Origin of the sequence: Halorussus vallis (assembly GCF_024138165.1) — an archaeon.
Taxonomy (GTDB): Archaea; Halobacteriota; Halobacteria; order Halobacteriales; family Haladaptataceae; genus Halorussus; species Halorussus vallis.
This window is the reverse complement of the sequence record NZ_CP100000.1, coordinates 3,446,073-3,472,926: the sequence shown is the minus strand read 5'-3', so window position 1 is coordinate 3,472,926 and position 26,854 is coordinate 3,446,073. Positions and strand designations below refer to the sequence as shown.

Below are 26,854 nucleotides of genomic sequence, written 5' to 3'. Positions count from 1 at the left end.
TCCAGTCGCGCATGCGACGGAACTCTCTCCACGAACACACCACGGCGACCGCGGCCGACGCGTTCGCCGAAACCGAGGTCGCCCTCATCCCGACGGGGAGCGTCGAACAGCACGGCCCGGCCCTGCCGCTCGGAACCGACTTCCTCGCGGCCGAGGCCGTCACCGAGCGAGTCGCCGACCGCGAGGACGTGGTGGTGCTCCCCACCGTCCCGGTCGGCGTCAGCGCCCACCACCGGCAGTTCCACGGGTCGCTGTGGACCGACCCCGACACGTTCGCCGACTACGTCGCGGACATCGTCGCGAGCGTCGCCTCCCACGGCGTCCGGAAGACCGTGATCGTCAACGGCCACGGCGGCAATTCCGACGCACTCCGGCGGGCGGCCCGGCGACTCCGCGACGACGAGGTCGCGTTCGCGACGCCGTGGAACTGGTGGTCGAACCTCGACGCGCTCGTCGAGGACCTGCTCGACACCTCGCTCGGCCACGCCGACGCGGTGGAGACGAGCGCGATGCTCGCGGCCGCGCCGGACCTCGTGCGTGAGGCCGCGCTCGAAGACGCCGAGGAGAACGGCGCCGACTCGTGGGGCAAGACCGTCCGCGGCGCGCCGGTCGGCTTCGACGCTGTCGATTTCACCGAGAGCGGCGCGGTCGGCGACCCCACCGAGGGAACCGCCGAAATCGGCGAGAAACTGCTCGACGCCGCGGGCGACGACCTCGCGGCGCTAGTCGACTGGCTGGCCGAGCGCGACCTGGCGGCCCTCTGGCCGCGGGAGCACAAGTGAGTCCGAACGTCTCCGTCGCCGTCGTCGGCGGCGGCGCGGTCGGCGTCACCGCCGCCTACGACCTCGCGCGGCGCGGCGCCGCGGTCACCCTCTTCGAGCGGGGCGAGATCGGCGGAACTCACGCGTCGACCGGCCGGGCGGCAGGCGTCCTCTACGACGCCTTCGCCGCGCCCGAGGACGCCCGGGTCGGCGACCGGGCCATCGAGCGCTTCCGCGAGTTCTCCGGCGAGGGCGACTTCGAGTTCCGCGAAGCGCCGTACGTCTGGTTCGCCCGCGAGGGCGACGAGCGACGCGCCGAGGCCGTCCGCCGGCAGGTGCCTCGGATGACGGCCCAGGACCGCGAGGTGGCGCTGGTCGACCGCGAGACGCTCCGCGAGCGGTTCCCGCGGGTCGAGTGGGCCGACGTCGGGGTGGCCGCGGTGGCCGAGAACGCCGGATGTGCGATTCCCTCGACCTACGCCGAACTGCTGGCGGCGAAGGCCCGCGAGGTGGGCGCGCGACTCCTGACCGGCGTCGAGGCCGCCGTCGAGCGCAATCCGCTCCGGATCGGCCGCCGGTCGGCGGCCGACCCGGAGCGGGCGAGCGACGCGGCGGGGCCGGCCGGCGGAACCGCCGCCGAGTTCGCGGAGTACGAGGCGTTCGACGCGGTGGTCGTCGCCGCGGGCGCCCACACCAAGCGACTGCTCGCCGCCGCGGGCGTCCCGATTCCGCTCAAGCCCTACCGGGTGCAGGCGCTCACCGCGGCCTACGGCGGGGACCTGCCGATGGTGTACGACGCGACCGGCGGCTACTACCTCCGGCCCCACCCGGCCGGCCTGCTGGCGGGCGACGGCACCGAGGAGGTCGAGAGCGACCCGGACGACTGGAAACGCGCGGCCGACCGGGACTTCCGCGAGGTGACCCGCGAGCGACTGGCCTACCGACTCGACGGCTTCGAGGGACCGGTCCGGAAGTCGTGGGCCGGCCTCTGCACCGCGACGCCGGACCGCGACCCGCTACTGGGCGAACTCCGGGAGGGCCTCTACGTCGCGGCGGGGTGGCAGGGCCACGGGTTCATGCGCGCGCCGGCGCTCGGCGAGGCGGTCGCCGAGTGCGTGCTCGGCGAGAACCCGGTGCCCGAGTTCGACCCGACCCGGTTCGCCGGCGACGAGGAGTTCGACGTCGTCGAAGGGATGGGAGTCGAGTAACTCGGGGTCGACGGGAAGGATAGAACGAGGATGGGGTCCGGCGGTTCGCACGAAAGCCGGCGTTCAGGCGTCGGACTCGGCCGCGGCAGTGTCCGACTCGGTCGCGCTCTCCCGCTTGGGGACCTCGACGTGGAGGGTGCCGTTCTCGGTCAGGGTCGCCGTCGCCTCCTCGGCGTCGACGACGGCGTCGGCGGGGAGGTCGGCCCGACCGTCGAGCGACAGGCCGCGGCCGGGGAACAGCATCTCGAAGCCCTCGTGGAAGTCCCGGAAGCGGTCGATGCGGACCAGCACCGCGCCGTCGGCGTACCGGACCTGCACGTCGCTGCCGGTCGCGCCGGGCGCGTCGAAGATGACGAGGTAGGCGTCGTCGCTCTCCAGGAGGTCCACGGGAAGGGGCTTCGACTCCTGGACCTTGCTCGCGGCCCGGCCGACGCGCTGGAGGACGGCGCTGCCGAACGACCGGCCGATGTCCCGCAGGGTCATAGTTCGATCTCTTCGAGGGTGTCGGTTCGCGTGCAGTACGGACATTCGAAGTCGGTCAGCCCCACGTCGTCCGGCATGTCGTAGGTGTAGTGCATCTCGAACATGTCCAACTCGCAGTCGTCGTTGGTACACTTCACTTCGAGCGTCGCGGGCATGGTAAGGAGTTGCTCCCGTTCGGTGATACAGTTTTCGGACGGGGAAGAAAAGGGCGTACCGCTCGAATCGACGCGTTCGCCGTGAACCTAGCAGTTCTCTTTCTCGTCTGTCTTCTCGTCGCCGCCCTGCTTGCCCTTCTGCGGGACGACCTTGACCTCGACCTCGCCGGTGACCGTCCGTCCCTCGTCGGTTTCGGCTTCGAGCGTCATCGTTCCGGTTTCCCAGCTAACGCCGGTGTCGGCCACCCGGAAGTGCAACAGGAGGTCGGGTCGGCCGTCGCCGTTGACGTCTGTCGTCTCGGCGTGCTTCGGGTGGGCGTCGTTCGGCCCGAAGGTCGCCGTGCCGACGTTGAGCGTCGTCGCGTCGAACGTGGCCGACGAGCGGAGCGCGACCTGGATGCGGCCGTTGCTCTCGGGGTTCACGCGGTCCTGGACGAGCGTCGCGTTCGCGTTCACGGGACCGGACTCGTCCTTCTTCCCGTCGCCGCCCGACCCGCCCGAACCGCTCGACCCGCACGTACCGGCGCGGATGGTGACCGGTTCGCTCATCGAGAGCGAGGTCCGCTCGGGACTGCTGCTATCGCCCGAGAGCAGTTGCCAGTCCTCGATGGTGCCGTCGTAGTGCTCGCCGTAGAGGTTGGCCTCCTCGTTGAAGTTCGGCGTGACGGTGACCTCGAAGTCCTCGCCGAGGCCGCGGTAGGCGCCGCCGTCGGTCCGACCGCCGGCGTACGTCCAGTCGACCCGCCAACCGTCGTCGGTCTGGCCGAACTCGTCGTAATTGGTGTCGGCGTCGTAGATGTCGTCGCCCACGGCCCACTCGCCGCCCGCGAGTCCGGCGAAGCCCATGGTGACCGACCCGCCGTCGTCGTCGGCGCCGAGTTTCCCGTGGACGACCACGAGGCTCAGGCCCTCGGGGCCGTCGTACAGGAAGACGATGCTCGTGTTCTCGCGCTGGAGGTCGGTCGTCCCGAAGGAGGCGTACTTGAAACTCTTCGGGTCGGTGTTCGGCGTCCGGTAGTCGTAGAACTCCTCCACGGGCTCGTCGCCCGAGAGCGGAACGACCGGAACGCAGCTATCGCCCTGTTTGAGGACGTAGTTAGTCTGTTCGTTCTTCTCTGCTGAACGTGCCGTCGGGAGAGTGACGCCCACGCTCCCCGCCGTCGCGGCGAGGAACGAACGTCGGCTCAGTTCGAATGCCATCGCATTTGCAGGGAAATGCCGTATTGGCCTTTGTTATCCGTCTCCTGTGGGATTTCCAGATTTCGCCTGACCTGAAATGTGAATATATTTCTACCGTCGGTGTCGAATTAAATAGTTCGTAAACGGGTGAAACGGTAAGGAAGTAAATTGCATCGTTTTCGCACGTATGCTCTCGACGCATAACGCAGAGCACGCTCGCCTCCAGGTTGCCGGCGACGCGGTGGAGGGTCGGGTCGAACTCCCGAGTCGCACCGCCGGTCGGCTCCGACCCCTATCCGCACGGTTTTACCGTTCGAGCAGTAACTCACCCCCATGACCGACCTCGCGACCCTCGACGTGACCCTCGTGGACGGGTACGTCGACGAACCGGCCCACTTCGGCGTGCCGCCGTACATCTCGACGTACCCCCGGTACACCGCCGGCGCGGTCGTGGACGCGGGCGTCCCCGCCGAGAACGTCACCTATCACACCATCGACGAACTCCGCGAGGACACCCACAAGTGGCGCGACGTGGAGGAGGCCGACCTCTTCGTCTACATCGGCGGGATGACCGTCCCCGGCAAGTACGTCGGGGGCACGCCCGCCGAACCCGACGAGGTGCGCAAGATGGCCTGGACCGCCCGGGGAACGAGTCTGATGGGCGGCCCCGTGAAGTTCGGTGTCGGCGACGAGAACGCCGGCGGCACCGAAACCGAGCGCGACGACCTGGACTTCGACTTCGTGGCGAAGGGCGACGTCGAGGCGGCGGTGTACGACCTGCTGAACAGCGGCCTGGAGGGGTTCGGCAACCGGATGCGCGACAACGCCGAGATCGACCGCTGGGCCGAGGAGGGCGCGTTCGTCATCGAACAGCACCCCAACCACCCCGACTACCTCATCTGCGAGATGGAAACCTCCCGGGGGTGTCCCTACCGGTGTTCGTTCTGCACGGAACCGCTGTACGGCAACCCCTCCTTCAGGGAACCGCGCTCGGTAATCGAGGAGGTTTCTGGCCTCTACGAGCGGGGCGCGCGCCACTTCCGACTCGGCAGACAGGCCGATATCCTCGCCTACGGCGGCGACGGCGAGAAGCCGAACCCCGACGCCCTGCGCGAACTGTACGGCGGCATCCGGGAGGTCGCTCCCGACCTCGGTACGCTCCACCTCGACAACATGAACCCCATCACGGTCGTGGAGTGGCCCGACCTCGCCCGCGAGGGCATCCGGGTCATCGCCGAACACAACACGCCCGGCGACACCGCCGCCTTCGGCCTCGAATCAGCCGACCCCGTCGTCCAGGAGGAGAACAATCTGAACGTCACCGCCGACGAGTGCTTCGAGGCGGTGAAAATCGTCAACGAGGAAGCGGGGTGGCGACCCGGCGAAGACCCCGCCGACGCTCCCACGCACGGCGAGTCGGCCGCCGACCGCCTGCCGAAACTCCTGCCGGGCATCAACCTGCTTCACGGACTCAAAGGCGAGCGCCGCGAGACGTTCGAGCACAACGAGGCGTTCCTGAACCGGGTCTACGACGCGGGGCTGATGCTCCGGCGGGTCAACATCCGGCAGGTGATGGCGTTCGACGGCACCGAGATGAGCGACGTCGGCGCCGACATCGCCAACGACCACAAGAAACTGTTCAAGCAGTACAAGACCCGCGTCCGGGAGAACGTCGACAACCCCATGCTGCAGCGACTCGCGCCGGCCGGCACCGTCCTGCCGGACGTCCACCTGGAGTACCACCAGGACGGCCGGACGTTCGGCCGGCAACTCGGCACCTACCCGCTACTGGTGGGAATTCCGGGCGAACGCGAACTGGGCCGGACCGTCGACGTGGCGGTCGTCGACCACGGCTACCGGTCGGTGACCGGCGTGCCGTACCCGCTCGACCTGAACGGCGCGTCGATGGACGAACTCACCGCGATTCCCGGCCTCGGCAAGCGGCGGGCGGGCGACGTGGTCGTCAACCGCCCCTACGAGTCGCCCGCCGACCTCGAGGCCGAGGTCGGCGTCGACCTCTCGAAGTTCGCCGACGCCCAGGAACCGGAGAGCGCGGACTGAACCGGAGAAAAGGCAGGAGAATCGACTACGCCGACCCCGCGAAGCGCGCGACCAATCGCCGCGCGAGGACGCCGGTCGACAGCGAGCAGCCGACGTACCACGCTAGCCAGACCTTCACCGGGCCGACGAGGCTGGCGGTCCAGGCTATCGGACCGACGACGGGGAGCGCGAGCGCCGCGGGTGCGACGGCCACGCTCGGCGCGACGAACACCCAGCGAAGCCAGAGGAACACCGGAATCGAAACCAGCATGCTCCAGACGACGGGGCGGAACTGCGACTTCATCCCCGCGAGCATCCGGAGCGTGACCGCCCGCTGTTCGTCGAGCAGTTCCTCGACGGCCTCGTCGTCGTCGCGCTCGCGGGCGGCGTCGAGGCGGTCCTGCAAGTCGGTCATCCGCTCGCGAACCTCCTCCATCCCCTCCTGGCTCCGGAGCTTCGCGTGCAGAATCACCGACGAGAGTCCGGTCGTCCCCGCCAACAGCACCATCAGCACCGAAAACGGGACCAGCGTGGCCGCCGGGCCGAGCAGCGCCTGCATCGTCGTTCCGACCGCTCGCTGTATCGGGCCGACGTAGTACCCCGCCATCAGCGCCAGCGCGAGGAGTCCGGCGAGTTTGTCGTAGGCGGTCCACCCGCGCGCCGATTCGGTCGCCACATAGTCAACTTTCTAACGAGTCGTTATCAATCTTGCCCGGCGGACGCGGGCGAGCCCCCGGCCGCTACGCTTATGGAAAATTCGCCCGAAGCGACGGTACGTTCTCCATGACCGACCCCGACATCGGCGACGAGCGGCGAGTATCGGCCGAGATGGTGCCGGACGGGCTGACGCTCGCCGCGTTCAACACCGACTGCTCCGAGCGCGACCTCGAAACGCTCGGGGCGACGCTGGGCGACTACCTCGACGTCCGGAACGTGACGGTCGGAACGACCGTCGCGGACGACCGGGACGACGAGTTCGCGGTCCTCCACGACAGCGAACTCGTCAGCGGCGCGCTGGTCCACTCGAACTCCGGAATCGAGCGGTCACGTCGGGCGGTTTCGGACGCGGGTTCGGCGTTCGCGCCGACCGACACGCTCTTTCTCGCCGGCTACCCCGACCGCGAGGGCCTGCGGACGCTCTCCCAGCGCGTCGAGACGCTGGCGTGGCGCGCCGGCGCGGGCCGCCTCTACGTCGGCGGCCAGCAGCGACTCGCCTCGATGGACGACCAGTGGCGGCTGTACGAGAGCATCGCCGACGGGGGCGTGGAGGTCCACGTCTTCGAGAACGAGGCGTTCGTGTCGGGCGACCCCGAGTCGTTCGTCGTCCACGAGGGCCACCACGCCCTGGCGGGGACCTGGCTGGTCGCGTTCGACGGCGACGGCAACGACGCCGCGAAAGCCGCGCTGGTCGCGGTCGAGCGCGACCCCGACAGTTACTACGGCGTCTGGACGGTCGAACCCGACCTCGTGGACGCGCTCGTCGAGGGAGCGACGACGAAATCCGTCGGCGAACGAGCGCCGTGAGCGCGGTTCTCCGGCGCTCGTTCGCCGACATCGCCCGCGCTCTGGCGTCGACTGAGGGTTAAAAGCGGCGGCGAGGGGTCGGCGGCGTCCCGCCGACCCCTTCGCCGCAAAAGCGGATTAGAAGTCTTCCTCGATGATCTCGCCGACCGCGAAGTTCGACTTGACTTCGGTGATTTCGACTTTGACACGCTCGCCGATCTCGGCGTCGGGAACGATGATGACGTAACCTCGCTCGACGCGGGCGATACCGTCGCCCTGCTTGCCGATATCCTCGACTTCGACGTAGCGAATTTCGCCCTCCTCGACGGGGGGTTGCGGTTCCGACGGCGGGCCGCCGCTCTTGTTGGTGCTCTCGCTCTTCGACTCGGATTCGGTAGATTCCGAGTCGTTCGATATGAGCGCGACGCGATACGTCTCGCCGGGTTGGATCGACCCGGAGTCGACCTCCCGCCGCGGTACTTCGACGACGTACTTGTCGTCTTCAATAGTGACATCAGCGCTGAACAGACACAGGAGTTTGTCAGAGATCTCCAAGGCTAATACGCCTCCATGCGGATGCAAGCAGTCAATAGGTAAAGAGTTTTGCGACCGACCTTTTGCTGCGCTCGAAAGTTCGCCACAGGCGAACTTTCTCGCTGGCAAAACGTCGACGAAAAGCACGGCGTCACCGTCTCCTGTCGGTCCTCACTTCGTTCGGACGCTCCGTCGACGGTTCCTTGGCCTGCTCGCTTCGCTCGCAGTGCAGTGGTCAGTGCGGGCGCTTCGCGCCCTGCGACACCGCCGCCGCCGCGCCCGTTCGTCTGCGGGCGCTGACACACCTTCGGGCACCTCGTCCGAACGTTTATTTCGGAAACCGAGGCCAACGCTCGGCGTGCCGAGGTTCAGATTCGAAATCGGCTCGCTCTCGGTCGTAGCCGCGGCGGCCGTCGTCGCGGCGGCGTTCAGCCCTCGTACTCCGAACCGTCGGGTCGCTTCGCGCCCTCGGAGTCGTGGACGACCGCGCCGTCGCCGGGGTCGGTCGGTTCGTAGGCGTCGCGGACGCCGATGGCCTCCTCCAGTTCCCGAACCGCGCGCTCCTTGAGCGCCGCGGCGAGTTCCTCGGCGTGCTCGCGGTCGATGTCGCGCCCGAGGCCCTCGCACTCGTGGGCGCGGACCACGCCAGCATTATCGACAGCCTCGCCCATCGGCTGGCTGGTACCGCCGAGCGCCACGCTGAAGGGGTAGGTCCGACAGATTAGCGGCCGGTCCTCGTGGACCGCACAGGCGCCGGTCCCGTCGTCGGCCTCCACGTAGAAGGTGCAGTCGCCGCAGGCGTCGTTTTGGAGCGCCCACTCGAACGTCTCGCCCACGCCGTCGTCGTCGAGTCCGTAGGGCATCGGGCGGGCGACGTCCCGCCAATCGTAGTCCGTGGCCGACTGGAGGTCGCGCACCTCGTCCGGGAAGACGGTCGCGGTGTGCGGGTCGCCGGCCTCGGCGTCCCGCGACGCGGCCGTCCGCTCGCGGCTACCACCGTTCGCACGGTTCGAGGGACTCGGAGAGTCCCTCGCTACTCGACCGTCCGCGGAACGCGGTTCCGCGCCCTTGCAGCAGGCGCCACAGCGCGTGCACTCGAAGCCGATGGACTCGATGGCGTCGGCCAGTTCGTCGGGGTCGAGGTCGCGGGCGCGCTCCAGTTCGGTCTCCAGGCTCTCCACGTGAGAGGGTTCGTCCCAACGACCAAAAGGGCCGCTATCGCGGACGCGGACGCGGCGGCTATGCGCGGTCCGGCCCGTCTCGCTCGGACGTGGCGACGCCGCTCGCGCCGCGAGCGGCGTCGCCGTCCCACGACACCTTCTCCTCGACGGCGAGCTTTTCGAGGTGGGCCGCGACGGTGCTCCGAGCGAGGTCGCGCACCCCCGAGAGGTCCTTGTCGTAGGCGGCGTCCAGAATCTCGTCGATTCCGGTCGCGCCGCCGCTCACCGCCGCCAGCACCTTCGCCTCGCGGTCGAGTCGGTGGCGAATCAGCCGTTCGAGGATCGCCCGCGGGTCGTCGATTTCCGGGCCGTGTCCGGGGTACAGTCGGTCGGGGTCGCGGGCGTAGAGCCGCCGAAGCGAGGTGAGGTACGCCCGCACGTCGCCCTCGTCGGCGCCGACGACGACGCTCCCCTCCGCGACGACGAGGTCGCCCGTCAGCACGCCCGCGTCGGTGGTTAGAGCCACGTGGTCGGGTGCGTGGCCGGGCGTCTCCATCACCGTCGCGGGGCCGACGGTCGTCCCCTCGCGGAAGGTCCGGTCGGGCGCGACTCCCGTTGCGGCTTCGAAGCGGTCCTCGCGGCCGGTGCGCGCCCAGACCGTCGCGCCGGTTTCGTCGGCGTAGTGTGCGACTCCCCCGACGTGGTCCGGGTGGGCGTGCGTGACCAGGACGTGCGCGACGTCGCTCGCTTCCACCGCGCGGTCGAGGTCGTCCGTGCGTCCGGCGGGGTCGACGAGAATCGTCTCCGCGTCGTCGGCGTCGCCGAGCAGGTAGGCGTTGGTGGTCCCGCCGGGCGCGAACGTGTCGACGGGGACCGGGAATCGACGAACGTGCATGGCTCTGGAGTCGGAATCCGGGACGAAAAGCGTGGGCGGTTCGGCGTTGCGGCGGCTCGACGGGCGAAGACGGAGAATCGAACGAACTGCGGAGAAGTCCTACCGGTCGAGGAAGTAGACCTGCTTGCGGGCGTCCTGGAAACTGTAGCGCGAGTCGACGAGGTCCTTCTCTTCGAGCCGGTTGAGCGCGTAGCGCACCGTGCGGTCGGGCAGCAGCGACTCCTCGGCGAGCTGGCCCTGCGAGAGCGGCGCGTCGGTTTCCAGCACCTTCGCGACCAGCTTGGCGCTGGGTGGCAGTTCGCGCAGGCGTTCGCGGTAGTCTTCTACTGATTGCTCAGCGACGGTGGGCTCGTCCGTGGTCGTGCTCATGTTTAACTCACTCCGTAGCCCCTTCATGAATGTTGGCTATATGGGCGTCAGTACAGTCTTAGGACCTAAAGGAAGTATAATCATGCCTTATATTAGTTTCGCGGAACGTTCGGGCGGCAAAAATTACGTCGCCCGAGACGCAACTGATGGCGTATGGAATCGATACCCGAGGAGTTCCAAGACCTGTTCGAGCGCGAGACGTTCGCCAACTTCGCCACGCTGATGCCCGACGGCGCGCCGCAGGTGACGCCGGTGTGGATCGACCGCGACGGGGAGGACCACCTGCTGGTCAACACCGCTCGCGGCCGACGCAAGGCCAAGAACGTCGAGCGCGACCCCAAGGTCGGCATCTGCGTGATGGACCCCGACGACCCGTACCGGTACGTCTCGGTCCGCGGCGAGGTCGTCGAAGTGACCGAGGAGGGCGCGGTCGAACACATCGACGAACTCGCGCGGCGGTACATGGACGTCGAGGAGTACCCCAACCACGGCGAGGAGTCCGGCCCGCGGGTCATCATCCGAATTCGCCCGGACCGCGTCGTGACCGGCGGGGAGTGAACGCGGAGGGTCGCTTTCGATTTCGAGTTCCGGGTCGGACGCCGGCGTCCGACCCGCGGAGACTGTCCCGAATCGCCCGGCGCTCGACCGGTCCGCGACGAGTCGCATCCAGTACCGTTTTAGTCCCCCGACGGACTACAGTTCCATGAGAGCCGTGAAAGGAGAGGAGTGGTACCAGGCCGACGAGGTCGCCGAAGAGTACGACGAGAAGCGATTCTCCCGCGGCGGACGACTCATCGACCGCCGGGAGAAGCAGGCCGTGCTCGACGCCATCGGCCCGCTGGAGGACGAGCGAATTCTGGAGATAGCCTGCGGTACGGGCCGGTTCACGGTGATGCTCGCTGAGCGCGGGGCCGACATCATCGGCCTCGACATCTCCGGACCGATGCTCCAGCAGGGCCGAACGAAAGCCCGGCAGGCCGGCGTCGCCGACCACCTGGAGTTCATGCGCGGCGACGCCGCACGCCTGCCGTTCCCGGACGACTACTTCGACACCGTGTTCGCCATGCGCTTTTTCCACCTGGCCGACACGCCCGCGACGTTCCTCTCGGAGATGCGCCGGGTCGCCCGCGAGCGGGTCGTCTTCGACACGTTCAACGCCGCCAGCACCCGGAGCATCTACAACTGGTTGCTCCCGATGGGGTCGCGCCTCTACACCCGCGGGGAGGTCGAGAAACTGCTGTCGGACGCCGACCTCGAACTCGCCGACGAGGAGCACGACTGGATACTGCCCTACGGCTTCTACCGGAAGATTCCGGGCCAGATAGCCGGCCCCATCCGAAACGTCGACACCTCTCTCGGCGAATCGGCCGTCGGCGACCACCTGGCGTCGGTGTCGTACTGGAGCGCCCGAGTCAAGTGAAAAAGCCGAACTGCTTTTAAGCCTCCGGCGGGAGGTTCCGGGGTATGAGGCTGTCCGTGGTGGTTCCGACCCTCAACGGCCGCGAACGGCTAGCCGCGTCGCTGGACGCGCTGGCCGCCCACGTGCCGGACGCCGAGGTCGTCATCGTCAACGGCCCGTCGGCCGACGGAACCACCGGGATGGTGCAGGAGCGCGACGACGTGGACGTGCTGGTCGAGGTTTCGGACCGGAAACTGAACGTCGCGCGTAACGCCGGCATCACGGAGGCGACCGGTGACATCGTCGCGCTCGTCGGCCAGGACCACGCGATAGAACCCTCGTGGGCCGACGGCGTCCGGGAGGCGCTCGCCGACGCCGACACGGACGCGGTCACCGGCCCGGTCCACCGGACGGTGCGGGCCGGGATGACCACCGAATCCGAGGAGTCCAGGACCATCGGCGGCCGGGAGGTCACCTACTTCGACGGCGGCAACGTCGCGTTCACCCGCGAAACCATCGAGGCGGTCGACGGCTTCGACGAGTACCTGGTCACAGGCGGTTCACGCGACGTCGCCCACCGCCTAGCGAGCGCCGGCCGGGACGTCGAGTGGTCGCCGCAGGTCTGCGTAACCTGCAACGACGAGGACGACAGCGAGGAACGCGACTGGGGTTGGAAGTACCGCGCGCTCGCCTACCGCCTCGTGAAGAACTACGGCCCGCGGCCCGGCGTCTTCCGCCGGACCTTCCGGGACGCGGTCCGCGACGCCGCCGGCACCGCCTGCGAGGTCATTAGGGGCGACGGCGAACCCTCCGAGTGGATGGGAAGCGGCAAGCGGGTCGTCTCGAACATCGCCGTCGGCGCCGCCCACGGCGTCCGCGCCTGGTTCGCCGACCGGAGCGAAACCCGCAACCCCCACGGGCTCTCTTCGCGGGCCGACCGGGCGGTCGAGCGATACGACTGGCGCGAGGAAGACTGAGCGAGGTCATCGCCGCGCGACGATTCGGGTCGCCTCGTCGCCTCGCTACGCGAAGAAGTCGGCCAACCGTTCTGCGGCCTCCTCGACCCTCGGCGAGACGAGCGCGAACCGGAGCCACTCCTCGCGCGACGTGCCGAACGCCTCGCCGGGCATCCCCGCGACGCCCGCCTCGTCGACGAGTCGCTCGACGTTCGCGAGCGTGCCGGGGAACTCCGGGAACCGCGCCATCACGTAGAACGCGCCGTCGGGGCTGGTGTAGTCGGCGCCCGCCGCGTCGAGCGCGTCGGTGAACGTCGCGACGCGCTCTTCGAGCAGTCGCCGGTTGGCGGCGTAGTAGTCGAGGTCGGTGTTCCGGAGCGCTTCGAGCACCGCGTACTGGCCCGGCCGGGTGGTGGCGACGTTGGTCAGCATGTGGCGGGTCTTGGCGACGTCGACCAGCGACTCGGGGAAGACGGCGTAGCCGACCCGGAAGCCGGTGATTGCCAGCGACTTCGAGTAGGAGTTGGTGACGACCCGGTGGTCGGAGTCGAACTCGAGCGCGGAGGTGAACTTCCCGGAGAAGTCGAAGTGGTCGTACACCTCGTCGCTCACCAGCAGCGCGTCGTTGTCCTCGGCGACCGCGACCAGTTCGCGCATCGTCGTCTCGTCGTACACCGCGCCGGTGGGGTTGTTGGGCGTGTTGACGACGACGGCGGCGGTTTCCTCGCTCGCGACCTCCCGGACGGCCGCCGGGTCGAGCGTCCCGTCGTCGTCGGTCGAGACGTACCGCGCCGTCGCGCCGAGCATCTTCGTCTTGCCGGGGTAGTACGGATACACGGGGTCGGTGAGCACGAACTCCGACCCGCGCTCGCGTTCGAGCGCCCGGGCCATCGCGAGGTAGTTGGCTTCGCCGGCACCGTTGGTGACGACGACCTGCGAGACGTCGACGTTCCGGCGGTCGGCGATCTCCTCGCGGAGTTCGAGCAGGCCCTCGCTCGGCGGGTACTGGAAGTCGTCGCCGCCGAGGTCGGCGTACTCGTGGAGTCCCTCCGCGAGCGCGGGCGGCGACCCCCAGTCGGGGTTGCCGCTCACCATGTCGACGACGTCCCGGTCGGCGGACTGGGCGTACTGCATCACGTGGAAGAACAGCGGCGTCTCGTAGTCCATGTCGGCACCCTCGTGGCCGGCGTAGGTGTTTCTTTCTCCTTCCGGGTCCGAAAGCGACAACCCCCGGCGCGTCGACGTTCCGATATGGCGAACGCAGACCCCGAGGCGGTCAGGGCGTACTACGAGCACATCGACGCCGAGGAGTACGAGGCGGTGTTCTCGCTGTTCGCCGCCGACGTGACCTACGACCGGCCGGGCCAGGCCAGCCTCGACGGGATGGACGAGTTCCGCGAGTTCTACCTGGAGGATCGGCCGCTCTCCGACGGCACGCACGAACTCCACGACCTCGTGGCGAACGGCGACACCGTCGCCGTTCGCGGCCGGTTCACCGGCACGCAGGGCGGCGAGTCGGTGTCGTTCGGCTTCGCCGACTTCCACCGCTTCGACGACGACGGCCGGATCGCCGAGCGGTGGACCTACACCGACCGCGACGAGGTGTGAGCGGCGCGCTCCGGTGGGCCGCCCGCTTCGTCGGGTCGCCCGCACCGGTCGGCGACGCACTCCGTTAGGTCACCCGCGCGGTCGGCAGTCGCCGACCGCGCGGCCGGCTGAAGCCCTCCGCGGCGAAGTGGTACCCTTTAGAGGTCCGGCCGCCAACTCCCGACCATGATAACGCTCGCCTCGGACTTCGGCACGCCCTACCCGGCCGCGATGAAGGGCGTGATGCTACAGCGGACCGACGCCAGGCTCGTCGACGTGGCCCACGACTTCCCCCGCCAGGACGTCCGGACCGCGGCGTTCTGGCTCCGGGAGGTACTACCGTACTTCCCGCCGGCGGTCCACCTCGTCGTCGTGGACCCCGGCGTGGGCACCGAGCGGGCCGCCCTGGCGATTCGGGCGGGCGACCACGCCCTCGTGGGGCCGGACAACGGCGTCCTGCTCCCGGCGGCCCGCGAACTCGCCGACGAGGCGGGCGCCGAAGTCGAGGTCTTCGAAGTCGAGTATCTGGACCCCGAGAGTTCGACGTTCCACGGCCGGGACGTGTTCGCGCCCGCCGCCGCCGAGATTCACGAGGCGGGCGTCGACGCGTTCGACGAGCGCGAGGACATCGCGCCCGCCGACGACTTCGAGGACCTCCGGTTCCCCGAACCGACGCTTGAAGGTGAAACCACCGTCGGCGAAGTGCTCGTGGTCGACGGCTTCGGCAACGTCGTGACCAACATCCCCGGCGACGCGCTCGCCGACCGCGAGCGCGTCGAAATCGGCGGCGAGTCGGCGCCGGTCGCGGCCGCCTACGCCGCAGTCGCCCCCGGCGAGCGCCTCGTCACGGTCGGGAGTCACGGCAACGTCGAACTCGCTGCGAACCGGGGTCGCGGCGACGAAGCGTTCGGACTGAGCGTCGGCGACGAGGTCCGACTGGAACGCTGACCGTGGAACTCGACCCCTTCGGCGTGATGAACGTCATCGGGCTACTCGCGTTCGCGGTCGTCGGGTCGCTGCGCGGGGCAGACGCCGACCTCGACCTGCTGGGCGTGGCGGTCCTGGGCGTGATGACCGCCCTCGGCGGCGGCGTCACCCGCGACCTGCTGGTCGACACCGTGCCGGTGGCGCTCCGGTCGACGACAGACGTGAGCGTCGCGCTCGTGGGCGTCGGCCTGGCGGTTGCGCTCGCGCGCCTCGAAATGGGTGCGACAGACCACTCGCTCGTCCTGCTCGCCGACGCGGTCGGCCTCTCGGCGTTCGCCACCACCGGCGCGCTGGTCGCGACGACCGCCGGCCTCTCGCCGTTCGGCGTGGTCGTCCTCGCCACCGTCACCGGCGTCGGCGGCGGCCTCGTTAGCGACGTCCTTCTGCGGAACGTCCCCTTCGTCCTGGTCGAGGACTTCTACGCGACGTGCGCGGTGCTCGGCGGCGTGGTCTTCTGGGTCGCTATTTCGGCGGGTGCGGGGCGGCGCGCGAGCGCCGTCGTCTGCGCCGCGTTCGTCTTCGGCCTGCGCCTGTTGGCGATTCGCCACGACTGGGAGCTACCGACCGTCTGAGCGGGAGCGTTCGCGACGAAAATCGACGGGTTTCTGGGTCGTTCAGCGTTCGTGGCCGTTCGGCGAACCGGCGAATTTCGGGGTCGGTCAGCGAGTCTCGGCGTCGTACCGCGACGCGAGACTCACGAGGCCGAACACCAGCGCGAGCACCGCGGAGGTCACGAGCACGCCGAAGACGGCCATCGAGACGGGCGTCATCCCGAACAGGGTGACGCCGAAGAACTCCATCGTCGCCCCGCGGGCCTCGCCGGTCGCGCCGACGACCGCGCCGATGACGGCGGCCATCAGGACGACGACGGCCCCGGCCGCGGCGAACAGCGGGCGTCCGGACCGCGTCTCGGTTTCTGTGGTCACGGTCGGCGGTTCGGACTCCGACCGATTAGGCGTGTCGATGCGAACTCAGTCTCGATACCGGTTCAGTCGGGCTTTCAGGTCGGCCGCAGCTTCGCCGGCGGCCACGTCGAAGGCCGCCTCGGAGTCCTCGCCCGCGAAGATGATGCCCCGGGTCGAATTCACGAGGCCCGCGCCGTTCTCGGCGGTGGCGTGGACGGCGGCGGCCTCCTCGTCGCCGCCCTGGGCGCCGACGCCGGGGACGAGGAACGGGAGTTCGGGGACGCGCTCGCGGACCGCCCGGAGTTCCTCGGGTGTGGTCGCGCCCACCACGAGGCCGACGTTCCGGTTCCGGTTCCACGAACTCGCGAGGTCGGCGACCGCCTCGTAGACCAACTTTCCGGAGTCGAGTTCGAGTTCCTGGACGTCGGCGCCGCCGGGGTTGGAGGTCCGACAGAGCAGGAAACAGCCAGCGTCGGCGCGGTCGAGGAACGGCGCGAGCGAATCCCGGCCCAGGAACGGGTTGAGCGTGATGGCGTCGACGGAGTCGAGCACCTTCGCGTACTGCCGGGAGGTGTTGCCGATGTCGGCGCGCTTGGCGTCGAGCAGGACCGGCACGCCCTTCGTCCGGGCGTGTTCGACGGTCTTTTCGAGGGCGCGCCAGCCGTCGGAGTCCTCGTAGAACGCGGCGTTGGGCTTGAAGACGGCGGCGTGCTCGTGGGTCGCGTCGATTATTCGGCGGTTGAACTCCCAACGCGGCAGGTCGGCGTCCCGGACTTCCTCGGGGAGGCGGTCGGTGTCCGGGTCGAGGCCGACCGAGACGACGCTGTCGATCTCGGCGATGCGGTCGGCGAGGCGGTCGAAGAACGCGGCCATTGGGACGTGATTTCGCTACGCGGGATACAAAGGCGTCGAAACTCCTCACGACTTCCGAGATGGAACTGTGTCTGCGTTGTCGGAAGGAGCGAGTCTTCGTCTTCGAAAGACGGCGACGGCCTACGCGAGGACGACGAGACTGAGTTGTATCCGCACCGCAGACCGCTACTCACACGACCCACATGAGTGACCGCGGCCACACGCCTCCCCAGCCGACTCCCTCGTTCGCTCCGCTCACTCGGTCGTCCCTCGCGCGGTTCGTCGGCTCACAAGGAGCCGACAAACTACACGCGCCACGTCGGCGGTGAAGATGCTCGCTGTTGGTCTGGAGGTACGGCGCGCACTGGCGCGGCCCTAAACCGCAGGGCCGCGCATTCGTTGCGCGAGGGATGAGCGAACGCAGTGAGCGAATCGGCTGGGGAGGCGTGTGGCCGTGGCGGCGCGGTTGCGGTGCGGGTACTCATCGTCATCGTGCGAGTAGCGGTCTGCTTGCAGTCGCGGTGGCAGAAGCAGTCGCGGATACAGACACGGTAGCAGTTGCCGATACAGTCGGAGTTGCAGGAACAGTTACGGCGGAACGATTAGCGTCGGATTACTCCCCGTTCGAGTCCGAGTCGCTGACCTTCTGGATGCGCTCGATGCCGCCGGTTTCCTCGACGATTTCGACGACGGCGTCGGGCACCAGTTTCTCCCAGTTCTCACCTTTCACCATGCGGTCCCGGACTTCGGTGCCCTCCAGCACGCCGCGGTTGAACATCGGCGACTGACGGACCTCGACGCCCGCTTCGGTGAACAGTTGGATGACGAGGGGGTTGTTCGAGTAGGCGATGTCGAAGTCGGGGCTCATGCTCTGGACGTGGCTCACCCACACGGAGTTGCGGTCGAGGTCCTCGATGGGCACCGCGTAGGTCACCAGGTCCAGGTCGACCAGCGACTTCGTGATCATCATGATGCGCTCGCCCGCCGTGAAGGGGTCGTGGCGGGTGTGCGAGTCGCCGGCGCTCCCGATGCCCAGCACCAGTTCGTCCACCTCCTCGGAGATGGTTTCGACCACGCTGAGGTGGCCGTTGTGGAAGGGCTGGAAGCGACCGATGTAGAACCCGCGATTCATGGTTGACGTTCCGTGGCCACGTTTTATAAGGATGGCGAGTCGCGGCAAACGCCGCGAACGCGAGCGTGAGGTGCTCTCAGACAGAATCGGGCCGAAGCCCGAGAATCGGCCGCAGGGAGAAAGTATATCAGTTCGCCAGCCCTCAATTCGGGTACGCAAAGGACAGTTCTATGAGTAACGATACCGATAACGACGCTCCGCCGCCGGAGCAGACCTACGAGCAGGGGGGCTCGGAGTTCGAGGACCTCGGTAGCGATATCGGAACCGACATCGCCGACGAGGAAGTGCCGGACGACGACCTCCTCGGTGGGTTGGATATCGATACGACCGACGAGATAGAGATTCCCGACCGACTGGTCGACCAGGTCATCGGGCAGGACCACGCCCGCGACGTCGTCCAGAAGGCGGCCAAGCAGCGCCGTCACGTGATGATGATCGGCACGCCCGGGACGGGCAAGTCGATGCTGGCGAAGGCGATGAGCGAACTCCTCCCGAAGGAGGACCTCCAGGACGTTCTCGTCTACCACAACCCCGACGACGGCAACGAGCCGAAGGTCCGGACGGTCCCGGCCGGCAAGGGCGAACAGATCATCGACGCGCACAAGGAAGAGGCCCGCAAGCGCAACCAGATGCGCTCGTTCCTGATGTGGGTCATCATCGCCATCGTGGTGGGGTACTCGCTCCTCATCGCCCAGCGCCCGCTGCTGGGCATTCTCGCGGCCGGCGTCATCTATCTCGCGTTCCGCTACGGCTCGCGGGGCAACGACGCGATGATTCCGAACCTGCTGGTCAACACCGCCGACCAGACCACCGCGCCCTTCGAGGACGCCACCGGCGCCCACGCCGGCGCGCTGCTGGGCGACGTCCGTCACGACCCGTTCCAGTCCGGCGGAATGGAGACGCCCAGCCACGACCGCGTGGAGCCGGGGGCAATCCACAAGGCCAACAAGGGCGTGCTGTTCGTCGACGAGATCAACACGCTCGACATCCGGTCCCAGCAGAAGCTGATGACCGCGATCCAGGAGGGCGAGTTCTCCATTACGGGCCAGTCCGAGCGCTCCTCGGGCGCGATGGTCCAGACCGAACCTGTCCCCTGCGACTTCATCATGATCGCGGCGGGCAACATGGACGCGATGGAGAACATGCACCCCGCGCTCCGGAGCCGTATCAAGGGCTACGGGTACGAGGTGTACATGGACGACACCATCGACGACACGCCCGAGATGCGCCGGAAGTACACCCGGTTCATCGCCCAGGAGGTCGAGAAGGACGGCCGTCTCCCGCACTTCACGGAGGACGCCGTCGAGGAGATCATCCTCGAAGCCCAGCGCCGCTCGGGCCGCAAGGACCACCTCACGCTCCGCCTGCGCGACCTCGGCGGACTCGTCCGGGTGTCGGGCGACATCGCCCGCGCCGCGAACAAGGACCAGACGACCCGCGAGGACGTGCTCCAGGCCAAGCGCCGGAGCCGCTCCATCGAACAGCAGGTCGCCGACGACTACATCGAGCGCCGGAAGGACTACGAACTCACCGTCAACCAGGGCGAGGTCACCGGCCGCGTCAACGGCCTGGCGGTCATGGGCGAGGACTCCGGCATCGTCCTGCCCGTGATGGCCGAGGTCACCCCCTCGCAGGGGCCCGGCCAGGTCATCGCCACGGGTCAGCTGAAGGAGATGGCCGAGGAGGCGGTCCAGAACGTCTCTGCCATCATCAAGAAGTTCAGCGACGAGGACATCTCCGAGAAGGACGTCCACATCCAGTTCGTCCAGGCCGGCCAGCAGGGCGTCGACGGCGACTCCGCCTCGATCACGGTCGCCACCGCGGTCATCTCCGCACTGGAGGACATCCCGATCCACCAGGACCTCGCCATGACCGGCTCGCTGTCGGTCCGGGGCGACGTCCTGCCCGTCGGCGGTGTCACCCACAAGATAGAGGCCGCCGCGAAGGCCGGCCTCGACCGGGTCATCATCCCGAAGGCCAACGAGGACGACGTGATGATCGAAGAGGAGTACGAGGAGCAGATCGAGATCATCCCCGTCTCCCACATCAGCGAAGTGCTCGACGTCGCCCTCGCGGGCGAGGCCGAGAAGGACAGCCTGGTCGACCGGCTGAAGAACATCACCGGCTCCGCCCTCGAACGGCAGGTCGGTCGCGGCAGCGGCAGTCCGAGCCCGCAGTAAGCCGACGTAACGCGACACCTTCTTTCGTTTTTCGACCCGCCAGCGACGGCCGTCGGCCGCGCGTTCCGACGACCGAATCCGGCGAGCGAACCGCCGTCGCTTTCCCGGTCGCCTCCCAACCACCGCTCATGAAGACGCTCGGCGACCTGGTGGCCCGCGAACGTCGGGGCGGCGACCCCGCGGTCGTCGCCCCGCGAACCGGCCGAAGCTACGACTACCGCCGCTTCTGCACGACCGCGTGGAAGACGGGCAACTTCTTCCGGCGGTTGGGCGTCCACGCGAACGACGAAGTGGCGAGTGCGGACTCGGCGGGCGAGCGGAGCGAGGCCTCCAGTCACGACGCCGCGGTCGCCGTCGCCGCCGACCCCGAACCCGAAGCGCTGTTGGCGCTGTTCGGCGCCGCGCTCCTCGGCGCGCCGACGCGGTTCGTCCCGCGCCGCGGCGGTGCGGGACGAACCGGCAGTGAGGCGTCGGTCGAGGCCCGGGTCGTCGTCGCGCCAAGCGAGTCGGTTTCCGACTACAATCTCGCGGCGGGCGGCCAGCGGGTCGGCTACGGCGACCCGCCGGACGACCCCGCGACCCACCACTTCGAGCGCGACGTCTGGAGCGAGAACCCCGCCTTCCCCGAGACGCCCGTGCCGCCCGCGACGAGCGCGCTCGTCGCGGGCGGTCGGGCGTTCTCCCACGCCGACCTGCTCGGAGCGGCCCGCGGGGTCGCCGAGACGTGGGACCTCGAACCCGGCGACGAGGTCGCGGTCCGCGCCCCGCTGACCGAACCGGGCGCGGTGGTCGCGGGCGTCCTCGCGCCCCTGCTCGCGGGCGCGGCGGTGTTGTTGCCGACCGACGAGTCGGTCGGCGATTGTGCGGTCGTGGACGGAAGTGGTGCCGACGCGCCAGAGGACCGGACGCTCCCAGCGGCGGCCCTCGAACTGTAGAAATACTTACTTAACGGCAGTTCGGGAAATCGCTTTATCGCGACCCTTCGTGGGACTACCCATGCCAGGTGTCCTCTTCGAGCGAGGCGAACGCGTCTCGCTCCGGACCGTCGAACGCGACGACGCGGAGTTCGTCCAGCGGGCGCACAACGACCCCGACGTGCGCGTCCCGCTGGGACTCGACGACCCCGAGAACGGAAGTCAGGCCGAGGAGTACGTCGAAGAGAGCGTCGAAGACGACGGCAGCGTCAACCTGCTGGTCTGCGTCGACGGCGACCCCGTCGGCCAGGTGGTCGCGATGCACGCGCGGTGGACCCGGCCCGAACTGTCGTACTGGGTCCTGCCGGAGTACCAGGGCGAGGGCTACGCCACCGAGGCGGTTTCGCTGCTGATAGACTACGTCTTCGACACGTTCGAGGCCCGCGGCCTCTACGCCCAGGCGTACGCCTACAACGAGGCCTCGTGGAAACTGCTCGAACGCCTCGGCTTCCAGCGGGAGGGCCGACTCCGCGAGGACCGGTACGTCCGGGGCGCGTACCGCGACACCGTGCACTACGGACTGCTCCGCGAGGAGTGGGGTGTCTGATGCCGGGCGTCGTCTTCGAGCGCGGCGACCGGGTCGCGCTCCGAACCGTCGAACGCGACGACGCCGAGTTCCTCCAGCGCGGCCGCAACCACCCCGAGGTTCGACCGCCCCTCGGCATGTCCTTTCCCGAGAACGACGGCCAGATAGCCGAAACCCTCGACGAGCGGGTCGAGGAAGACGACGGTATTAACCTGCTCGTCTGCCGCGAACCGACCGAGGGCGACGGCGGGCGCGGGGCGGGCGAGGACGCCGACGGAGACGGCGAGCCGACCCCCGTCGGGGTGGTCAACGTGATGAAGGTCCACTGGGACCGGCCGCTGCTGTCGTACTGGGTCCTGCCGGAGTACCAGGGCGAGGGCTACGCCACCGAGGCGATGACGCTGTTGCTCGATTACTTCTTCGCCAGCCACGACAAGCACGGCGTTCAGGCGCGGGTCTTCTCGCACAACGAACCCTCGCAGGCGCTGCTCGGACGCCTCGGCTTCGAACGCGAGGCGGTCCTCCGCGAGAACCGGTTCGTCGAGGGCGACTACCGCGACGAGTACGTCTTCGGCCTGCTCCGCGAGGAGTGGGTCGAGGGCGAGTAGACGGTACGGTTCGGCCCGGTTCGATTTTCGCAACGGCTATCCCGTATCCGTACGAGGGGACTGCATGCCGAACACGACGTTCCTCCGCGGCGAACGTGTGCGTCTCCGCCCCGTCGAGTCCAACGATGCTGCGTTTCTCCAGCGAGCGTCCAACGACCCGGAGTTGCGAACACCACTCGGACACACCATCCCTCGTAACGAATCCCGTGTCGCGGACGACATCGACAGTGAAGACGACGAGAGCGTTCGTCTACTCGTCTCCGTAGACGGCGATCCGATCGGACTGGTTCAAGTCGAGTCGCTCTCCGGAGCGCGGCCGTTCCTCTCCTACTGGCTCGTCCCCGAATCCCACGGAAACGGCTACGCGACGGAAGCGGTCGGCCTCTTCGTCGGATACGTCTTCGACAACTTCGACAAGCCGGCGTTACAGGCGTTCACGTACGAGTTCAACGACGCCTCGAAAAACCTCCTCCGGAAACTCGGCTTCGAGCAGGAAGGCCGATTCCGGAAGAACGCGTTCGTCAGCGGCGAACACGTCGATACGGTTCACTTCGGCATCCTCCGCGAGGAGTGGGTCGGCGACGAGTGACGGACGCGACAGAAGACTTACTACTTTCCGGTCGGCACTCCCGACGAATGGCCGACTCGACGTTCTTCCGCGGGCTCACGCTCTGGCTGACGGCCTTCGCGGTCGTCGGGGCCGTCGCTGGCGGCGTGGTCGCGTTCGGCTTCCTCGGAATCGGGCACGCCCCGCCCGCGATGGACGACCTCCACCTCACGAACGGCGACGACGCGAACCACACCGTCCGAATCGAAGTTTCGCCGGCGAACGAAACTGGCCGAACCGTCTTCTCGAAGACGGTTCGCCTCGACGCCGGAGCGCGGGTTTCCTTCGAGAACGCGACGGCGGTCGGCGAGCGGTACCGACTCGGGGTTGCGGTCGACGACCGCAACCCCGAGTCGTTCGAAATCGAGGGGCCGGACGACCGGTGTACGACCGAGATTAGAATAGAGGCCAACGCGACGGTCGAAGTCGGTCAAATCTGCGCCTGAGTCGGCGTCTCGTCCCGCCTTCAGGCCCTACTGCGCCGCTTCGAGTTCGTCCAGCGCGTCGGGGTTCTCGATGCTGCTCATGTCGCCCAGGTCCTCGCCGGTGTAGGTCGCCTCGATGGCCCGGCGGATAATCTTGCCCGACTGGGTCTTGGGGAACTCGGAGACGAACAGCACCTCGCGGGGCTTGAACGGCTTGCCGAGTTCGTCGCCGACCTGCTCGCGGAGTTCCTCCCGAAGCGCGTCGCTCACCGCGCGGCCGTCTTCGAGGATGACGTACGCCACGACGGCCTGGCCGGTGGTGTCGTCGGGCACGCCGACCGCGGCGGCCTGGTTGACGGCCTCGTGGTCGATGAGCGCGCCTTCGACCTCTGCGGGGCCGACCTTCCGGCCCGCCACGTTGATGGCGTCGTCGGCGCGGCCGTGGAGGAACCAGAAACCGTCCTCGTCCTTCTGCGCCCAGTCGCCGTGGTCCCACAGCGGCGGGTCCTCGAACGTCGACCAGTACTCCTCGAGGTAGCGCTCGTCGCCCTCCCAGAGGCTCTTGGTCATCGAGGGACAGGAGTCGCGGGCGACCAGGAAGCCCCGCTCGTGGGTGTCGGCGATGGACTCGCCCTGCGAGTTCACGATGTCGATATCCATGCCCAGGCCCGGCCCGCCCAGCGTGCAGGGTTTGAGCGACTGGATGGGCAACGGCATCAGGAAACAGCCCATTATCTCGGTGCCGCCGGAGATGTTGATGATGGGCGCCTCGCCGCCGCCGACGTTCTCGTAGAACCACAGCCAGCTTTCGGGGTCCCACGGCTCACCGGTCGACCCCAGCAGGCGAAGGCTGGAGAGGTCGTGACCCTCCAGCCACTCGTCGCCGTACTTGCGCAGGGCGCGGATGGCGGTCGGCGAGATGCCGAACGTCGAGATGGCGTGGCGGTCGATCATCTCCCAGAAGCGGTCGGGGTCGGGATAATCGGGCGCGCCTTCGTACATGAAGACGGTGCCGCCGAAGGCGTGGTTGCCGATGAGCGTCCACGGCCCCATCATCCACCCGATGTCGCTGACCCAGAAGAACCGGTCGCCGGGCTTGTGGTCGAAGCCGAAGTAGATCTCCTTGGCGGCCTGCATCAGCGCGCCCGAGTGGGTGTGGACGATGCCCTTGGGCTTGCCGGTGGTCCCCGAGGAGTACAGCAGCATCGACTCGGCGTCGGCGTCGAGCGACTTCGTCTCGTACTCGTCGGACTGGCTCTCGACCGCCTCGGTCCACCACTCGTCGCGGTCGTCGTCCCACGGGATGTCGGCGTCGGCGTCGGCGTCACCGTCGCCGTCGGGAGTACGACTCCCGAACCGGTCGTAGACGATGGTGTGCTCGACGTAGCCCGCCTTCGCGATGGCCTTGTCGGCGGCGTTCTTGAGGAACACCTCGCTCCCGCGACGGTAGAAGCCGTCGGCGGTGAACAGCACCGAGCACTCGGGGTCCTCGATGCGGGTCGCGGTCGCGTCGACGCCGAACCCCGAGAAGATGGGGACGGCGACGGCGCCGACCTTGAACGCGCCGTAGAGGATGGCGATGACCTCCGGCACCATCGGCATGTACAGGCCCACGGTGTCGCCGGTTCCGACGCCCCGCGCTTCGAGGGCGTTGGCCACCTTGTTCGACTGACGGTGGAGTTCGTGGAACGTCACCTCCCGGACCTCGCCGTCCTCGCCCTCCCAGATACAGGCGACCTTGTTGCGAGTCTCGTTGTCGGGCGCGGCGTGGCGGTCGACCACGTTGTGGGCGGCGTTTATCTTCCCGCCGTCGTACCACTTCGAGAACTGCGGCCCCTCGCTGTCGTCCCGGATCGAATCGTACTCCTCGTAGAACTCGATGCCGAGGTAGTCGACCAGTTCGTCCCAGAACCACTCGACGCCCGACGCCTCGACGCCCGGCATCTCCGTGGTGGTCCGCTCGATTAGCTCCTCGTAATCCTCGATGCCGTGTTCCTGCATGAACTGCCAGACGTTGGTCGATTCCACGAACTCTCGGCTGGGTTCGTGGACGATCTCGTCTACGTCTTCGAGGGTGTCCATATATCGCAAAAATTGCGGGCACACGTCAAGTAGCTTCCCCTCCACCTTTTTTCGTCGTCGGGTCGCTGACGCGCCGCAGGCGCGTCAGCCACCACTCCTCGAAAAAAGCTGGACCAAAAAAGGGCACGCGCTGAGGCCGAGTCGCTGTGGCGACTCGGCCTCAGCGCATCTTCTACTACCGGTACGACTACTGCACAGCCACCGCACCGCGACCGCGATAGCCACACGCCCCCCCCAGCCGACTCCTTCGCTCGCGCCTCCGGCGCTCACTCGGTCGTCCCTCGCGCGAATGGGCGCGGCCCCAAACCGCCGGAAGACAGACCGCGGGGCCGCGCCAACGCGCGCCACCGGTGGAAGTTCGGACGAGTAAAAGACAGTCCGTCTCCCCGAGCGTTCTCGGAAGCCCGTTTTGCGTTCTATCGTCGCGTCCGCTACTTCCGCGGCAGGAACTTCGCCAGCGCGTCGGCGACCGCCTCGACGTCTTCGAGGTCCGTGGCGTCTCGCCGAACGTCCCGAAGACCGAACGCCGACCAACCGGTGCGCCGGACCACCACGGCGTCGTCCGTGACCGAGAAGCCCTCGAACTGGTCCCACGCTCGGAGGTTCTTGGAGACGCCCTGGTCGGCGAGCAGTCCGGCGTCCGTGACCGCGTAGGTTCGCCGACTGGTCAACCCGAGCAGTCCGCCGATGAACGGCAGGAGGTAGACGAAGAGGTCCTGGCCGGCGTCCACGTCGGTCAGCGCCGCGAGCACCGGCCCGGCCAGTGCGACCGTCCCGAGGACCGCGAGGCCCGCGTAGTGGAGTCGCCGGTCGCGCTCGGGCGCGCGGGCGTCGAACCGGACGTACTCCTCGCTCCCGTCGAGGGCGGCCCTCGCGTAGCGGTTCCGAGCCGCGACGGCGAACCCCATGCCGGTGAACATCCCCGCTATCATCCCGGCCATCGAAGCGCCGACGAACGCTCCCCGGAACCCCGCGGCGATTCCGCCGAGCATCACCGCGCCGTAACCGAACGGGGCCACGACCGCGAGCCAGACCCACTGCGACCGGCCGATTCGCGGCCCGACCGACTCCCGGCGGGCGACCCAGCTGACGAGCACTGCGAACGAGAGCACCGACCCGAAGAAGCTGAAGAACAGCGTCGCGGGGTCGTCGGTCAGTCCCAGCGACGCGAGTATCGTCACCGCGGGCGCGAGCAGGGCGCCGGCGTAGACGCCGGCGATGAAGCCGAACACGGGGTCCGTCGCGTCGGCGTCCGTCTCGGCGGGGTCCGGCGTCGCGGAGGCCGCCTCGCCGGCGTCCGCCTCGTGGAGGTCGCTCATTGTCAGGCTATCTGACCTGTGACCGAGA

30 protein-coding genes are annotated in these 26,854 nt (G+C 68.4%); 16 read left to right on the top strand and 14 right to left on the bottom strand.

From position 1 onward, the window contains the following. The first annotated feature begins 11 nt into the window (after positions 1 to 11). Together NGM07_RS17585 and NGM07_RS17580 are read left to right on the top strand one after the other, a co-directional pair. Positions 12 to 782, top strand: coding sequence for a creatininase family protein (locus tag NGM07_RS17585; protein WP_253513905.1), 771 nt, complete (start codon positions 12 to 14; stop codon positions 780 to 782). After that, positions 779 to 1,969 carry an NAD(P)/FAD-dependent oxidoreductase gene (locus tag NGM07_RS17580; RefSeq protein WP_253513903.1) on the top strand — a complete coding sequence of 397 codons (1,191 nt, stop codon included), beginning with the start codon at positions 779 to 781 and terminating at the stop codon, positions 1,967 to 1,969. Before NGM07_RS17585 ends, NGM07_RS17580 begins: the two co-directional genes overlap by 4 nt. 63 nt (positions 1,970 to 2,032) lie before the next feature. Here NGM07_RS17580 and NGM07_RS17575 read toward each other — a convergent pair whose 3' ends face one another. From NGM07_RS17575 to NGM07_RS17565, 3 genes are all read right to left on the bottom strand, one after another. Further along, on the bottom strand, positions 2,033 to 2,452 hold the full coding sequence (locus NGM07_RS17575; RefSeq protein WP_253513901.1) for an Hsp20/alpha crystallin family protein: 420 nt from the start codon (positions 2,450 to 2,452) through the stop codon (positions 2,033 to 2,035). Beyond that, entirely contained in the window at positions 2,449 to 2,607 is a 159-nt protein-coding gene (locus NGM07_RS17570) for a DUF7559 family protein (protein ID WP_253513900.1), read from the bottom strand. Before NGM07_RS17570 ends, NGM07_RS17575 begins: the two co-directional genes overlap by 4 nt. A gap of 87 nt (positions 2,608 to 2,694) precedes the next feature. Continuing rightward, the gene (locus NGM07_RS17565) at positions 2,695 to 3,807 is read right to left on the bottom strand and encodes a hypothetical protein (protein ID WP_253513898.1); all 1,113 of its coding nucleotides are present in this window, start codon (positions 3,805 to 3,807) and stop codon (positions 2,695 to 2,697) included. A gap of 312 nt (positions 3,808 to 4,119) precedes the next feature. On the opposite strand from NGM07_RS17565, the gene NGM07_RS17560 reads away from it, so the two are divergent. Further along, positions 4,120 to 5,847, top strand: coding sequence for a radical SAM protein (locus NGM07_RS17560; RefSeq protein ID WP_253513896.1), 1,728 nt, complete (start codon positions 4,120 to 4,122; stop codon positions 5,845 to 5,847). A gap of 25 nt (positions 5,848 to 5,872) precedes the next feature. On the opposite strand, the gene NGM07_RS17555 is transcribed toward NGM07_RS17560, so the two are convergent. Then, positions 5,873 to 6,502, bottom strand: a complete 630-nt coding sequence (locus tag NGM07_RS17555) for a DUF106 domain-containing protein (RefSeq protein ID WP_253513894.1) — start codon at positions 6,500 to 6,502, stop codon at positions 5,873 to 5,875. Between the two features lie 107 nt (positions 6,503 to 6,609). Between NGM07_RS17555 and NGM07_RS17550 the strand changes: the two genes are divergently transcribed. Then, complete coding sequence (locus tag NGM07_RS17550; RefSeq protein ID WP_253513892.1) at positions 6,610 to 7,350, top strand: hypothetical protein; 741 nt, start codon at positions 6,610 to 6,612, stop codon at positions 7,348 to 7,350. A 117-nt stretch (positions 7,351 to 7,467) separates the two neighbouring features. Here the strand turns inward: NGM07_RS17550 and NGM07_RS17545 are convergent, their stop codons facing one another. The 4 genes from NGM07_RS17545 to NGM07_RS17530 form a co-directional block, all read right to left on the bottom strand. After that, positions 7,468 to 7,884 carry a TRAM domain-containing protein gene (locus NGM07_RS17545; protein ID WP_253513890.1) on the bottom strand — a complete coding sequence of 139 codons (417 nt, stop codon included), beginning with the start codon at positions 7,882 to 7,884 and terminating at the stop codon, positions 7,468 to 7,470. Between the two features lie 407 nt (positions 7,885 to 8,291). Beyond that, on the bottom strand, positions 8,292 to 9,044 hold the full coding sequence (locus NGM07_RS17540) for a YkgJ family cysteine cluster protein (RefSeq protein WP_253513888.1): 753 nt from the start codon (positions 9,042 to 9,044) through the stop codon (positions 8,292 to 8,294). Between the two features lie 58 nt (positions 9,045 to 9,102). Continuing rightward, positions 9,103 to 9,918 carry an MBL fold metallo-hydrolase gene (locus tag NGM07_RS17535; protein ID WP_253513886.1) on the bottom strand — a complete coding sequence of 272 codons (816 nt, stop codon included), beginning with the start codon at positions 9,916 to 9,918 and terminating at the stop codon, positions 9,103 to 9,105. Between the two features lie 99 nt (positions 9,919 to 10,017). Beyond that, positions 10,018 to 10,287, bottom strand: a complete 270-nt coding sequence (locus NGM07_RS17530) for a MarR family transcriptional regulator (protein WP_253513884.1) — start codon at positions 10,285 to 10,287, stop codon at positions 10,018 to 10,020. A gap of 153 nt (positions 10,288 to 10,440) precedes the next feature. On the opposite strand from NGM07_RS17530, the gene NGM07_RS17525 reads away from it, so the two are divergent. From NGM07_RS17525 to NGM07_RS17515, 3 genes are all read left to right on the top strand, one after another. Further along, complete coding sequence (locus tag NGM07_RS17525; RefSeq protein WP_253513882.1) at positions 10,441 to 10,845, top strand: PPOX class F420-dependent oxidoreductase; 405 nt, start codon at positions 10,441 to 10,443, stop codon at positions 10,843 to 10,845. Positions 10,846 to 10,999: 154 nt separating this feature from the next. Next, complete coding sequence (locus NGM07_RS17520) at positions 11,000 to 11,707, top strand: class I SAM-dependent methyltransferase (protein ID WP_253520242.1); 708 nt, start codon at positions 11,000 to 11,002, stop codon at positions 11,705 to 11,707. A 44-nt stretch (positions 11,708 to 11,751) separates the two neighbouring features. Beyond that, positions 11,752 to 12,663, top strand: coding sequence for a glycosyltransferase family 2 protein (locus NGM07_RS17515; RefSeq protein WP_253513880.1), 912 nt, complete (start codon positions 11,752 to 11,754; stop codon positions 12,661 to 12,663). Between the two features lie 45 nt (positions 12,664 to 12,708). Here the strand turns inward: NGM07_RS17515 and NGM07_RS17510 are convergent, their stop codons facing one another. After that, the gene (locus NGM07_RS17510; RefSeq protein WP_253513878.1) at positions 12,709 to 13,809 is read right to left on the bottom strand and encodes a pyridoxal phosphate-dependent aminotransferase; all 1,101 of its coding nucleotides are present in this window, start codon (positions 13,807 to 13,809) and stop codon (positions 12,709 to 12,711) included. Between the two features lie 84 nt (positions 13,810 to 13,893). Between NGM07_RS17510 and NGM07_RS17505 the strand changes: the two genes are divergently transcribed. From NGM07_RS17505 to NGM07_RS17495, 3 genes are all read left to right on the top strand, one after another. Further along, positions 13,894 to 14,250, top strand: coding sequence for an ester cyclase (locus NGM07_RS17505; protein ID WP_253513876.1), 357 nt, complete (start codon positions 13,894 to 13,896; stop codon positions 14,248 to 14,250). Between the two features lie 165 nt (positions 14,251 to 14,415). Next, positions 14,416 to 15,177 carry an SAM hydrolase/SAM-dependent halogenase family protein gene (locus tag NGM07_RS17500; RefSeq protein WP_253513873.1) on the top strand — a complete coding sequence of 254 codons (762 nt, stop codon included), beginning with the start codon at positions 14,416 to 14,418 and terminating at the stop codon, positions 15,175 to 15,177. 26 nt (positions 15,178 to 15,203) lie between these two features. Beyond that, complete coding sequence (locus NGM07_RS17495; protein WP_253520241.1) at positions 15,204 to 15,788, top strand: trimeric intracellular cation channel family protein; 585 nt, start codon at positions 15,204 to 15,206, stop codon at positions 15,786 to 15,788. Positions 15,789 to 15,875: 87 nt separating this feature from the next. Here NGM07_RS17495 and NGM07_RS17490 read toward each other — a convergent pair whose 3' ends face one another. From NGM07_RS17490 to NGM07_RS17480, 3 genes are all read right to left on the bottom strand, one after another. Further along, on the bottom strand, positions 15,876 to 16,142 hold the full coding sequence (locus tag NGM07_RS17490; RefSeq protein WP_253513872.1) for a DUF7520 family protein: 267 nt from the start codon (positions 16,140 to 16,142) through the stop codon (positions 15,876 to 15,878). Between the two features lie 45 nt (positions 16,143 to 16,187). Then, the gene (pyrF, locus tag NGM07_RS17485) at positions 16,188 to 16,994 is read right to left on the bottom strand and encodes an orotidine-5'-phosphate decarboxylase (RefSeq protein WP_253513870.1); all 807 of its coding nucleotides are present in this window, start codon (positions 16,992 to 16,994) and stop codon (positions 16,188 to 16,190) included. A gap of 592 nt (positions 16,995 to 17,586) precedes the next feature. Then, positions 17,587 to 18,105, bottom strand: coding sequence for a nicotinamide-nucleotide adenylyltransferase (locus NGM07_RS17480; protein WP_253513868.1), 519 nt, complete (start codon positions 18,103 to 18,105; stop codon positions 17,587 to 17,589). 170 nt (positions 18,106 to 18,275) lie between these two features. Between NGM07_RS17480 and lonB the strand changes: the two genes are divergently transcribed. From lonB to NGM07_RS17450, 6 genes are all read left to right on the top strand, one after another. Further along, positions 18,276 to 20,285: an ATP-dependent protease LonB gene (lonB, locus tag NGM07_RS17475; RefSeq protein WP_253513866.1), complete on the top strand. Its 2,010-nt coding sequence runs from the start codon at positions 18,276 to 18,278 to the stop codon at positions 20,283 to 20,285. A gap of 128 nt (positions 20,286 to 20,413) precedes the next feature. After that, positions 20,414 to 21,220 carry a hypothetical protein gene (locus NGM07_RS17470; protein WP_253513864.1) on the top strand — a complete coding sequence of 269 codons (807 nt, stop codon included), beginning with the start codon at positions 20,414 to 20,416 and terminating at the stop codon, positions 21,218 to 21,220. Between the two features lie 61 nt (positions 21,221 to 21,281). Beyond that, complete coding sequence (locus NGM07_RS17465; protein ID WP_253513863.1) at positions 21,282 to 21,806, top strand: GNAT family N-acetyltransferase; 525 nt, start codon at positions 21,282 to 21,284, stop codon at positions 21,804 to 21,806. Continuing rightward, on the top strand, positions 21,806 to 22,393 hold the full coding sequence (locus tag NGM07_RS17460; protein WP_253513861.1) for a GNAT family N-acetyltransferase: 588 nt from the start codon (positions 21,806 to 21,808) through the stop codon (positions 22,391 to 22,393). The genes NGM07_RS17465 and NGM07_RS17460 overlap by 1 nt, the downstream gene beginning before the upstream one ends. 64 nt (positions 22,394 to 22,457) lie before the next feature. Next, positions 22,458 to 22,982: a GNAT family N-acetyltransferase gene (locus tag NGM07_RS17455; protein WP_253513859.1), complete on the top strand. Its 525-nt coding sequence runs from the start codon at positions 22,458 to 22,460 to the stop codon at positions 22,980 to 22,982. A gap of 47 nt (positions 22,983 to 23,029) precedes the next feature. After that, the gene (locus NGM07_RS17450) at positions 23,030 to 23,446 is read left to right on the top strand and encodes an Ig-like domain-containing protein (RefSeq protein WP_253513857.1); all 417 of its coding nucleotides are present in this window, start codon (positions 23,030 to 23,032) and stop codon (positions 23,444 to 23,446) included. 27 nt (positions 23,447 to 23,473) lie between these two features. Here the strand turns inward: NGM07_RS17450 and NGM07_RS17445 are convergent, their stop codons facing one another. Both NGM07_RS17445 and NGM07_RS17440 read right to left on the bottom strand, forming a co-directional pair. Next, entirely contained in the window at positions 23,474 to 25,507 is a 2,034-nt protein-coding gene (locus NGM07_RS17445; protein ID WP_253513855.1) for an AMP-binding protein, read from the bottom strand. Positions 25,508 to 25,938: 431 nt separating this feature from the next. Beyond that, complete coding sequence (locus NGM07_RS17440; protein ID WP_253513853.1) at positions 25,939 to 26,826, bottom strand: hypothetical protein; 888 nt, start codon at positions 26,824 to 26,826, stop codon at positions 25,939 to 25,941. Between the last annotated feature and the right edge of the window lie 28 nt (positions 26,827 to 26,854).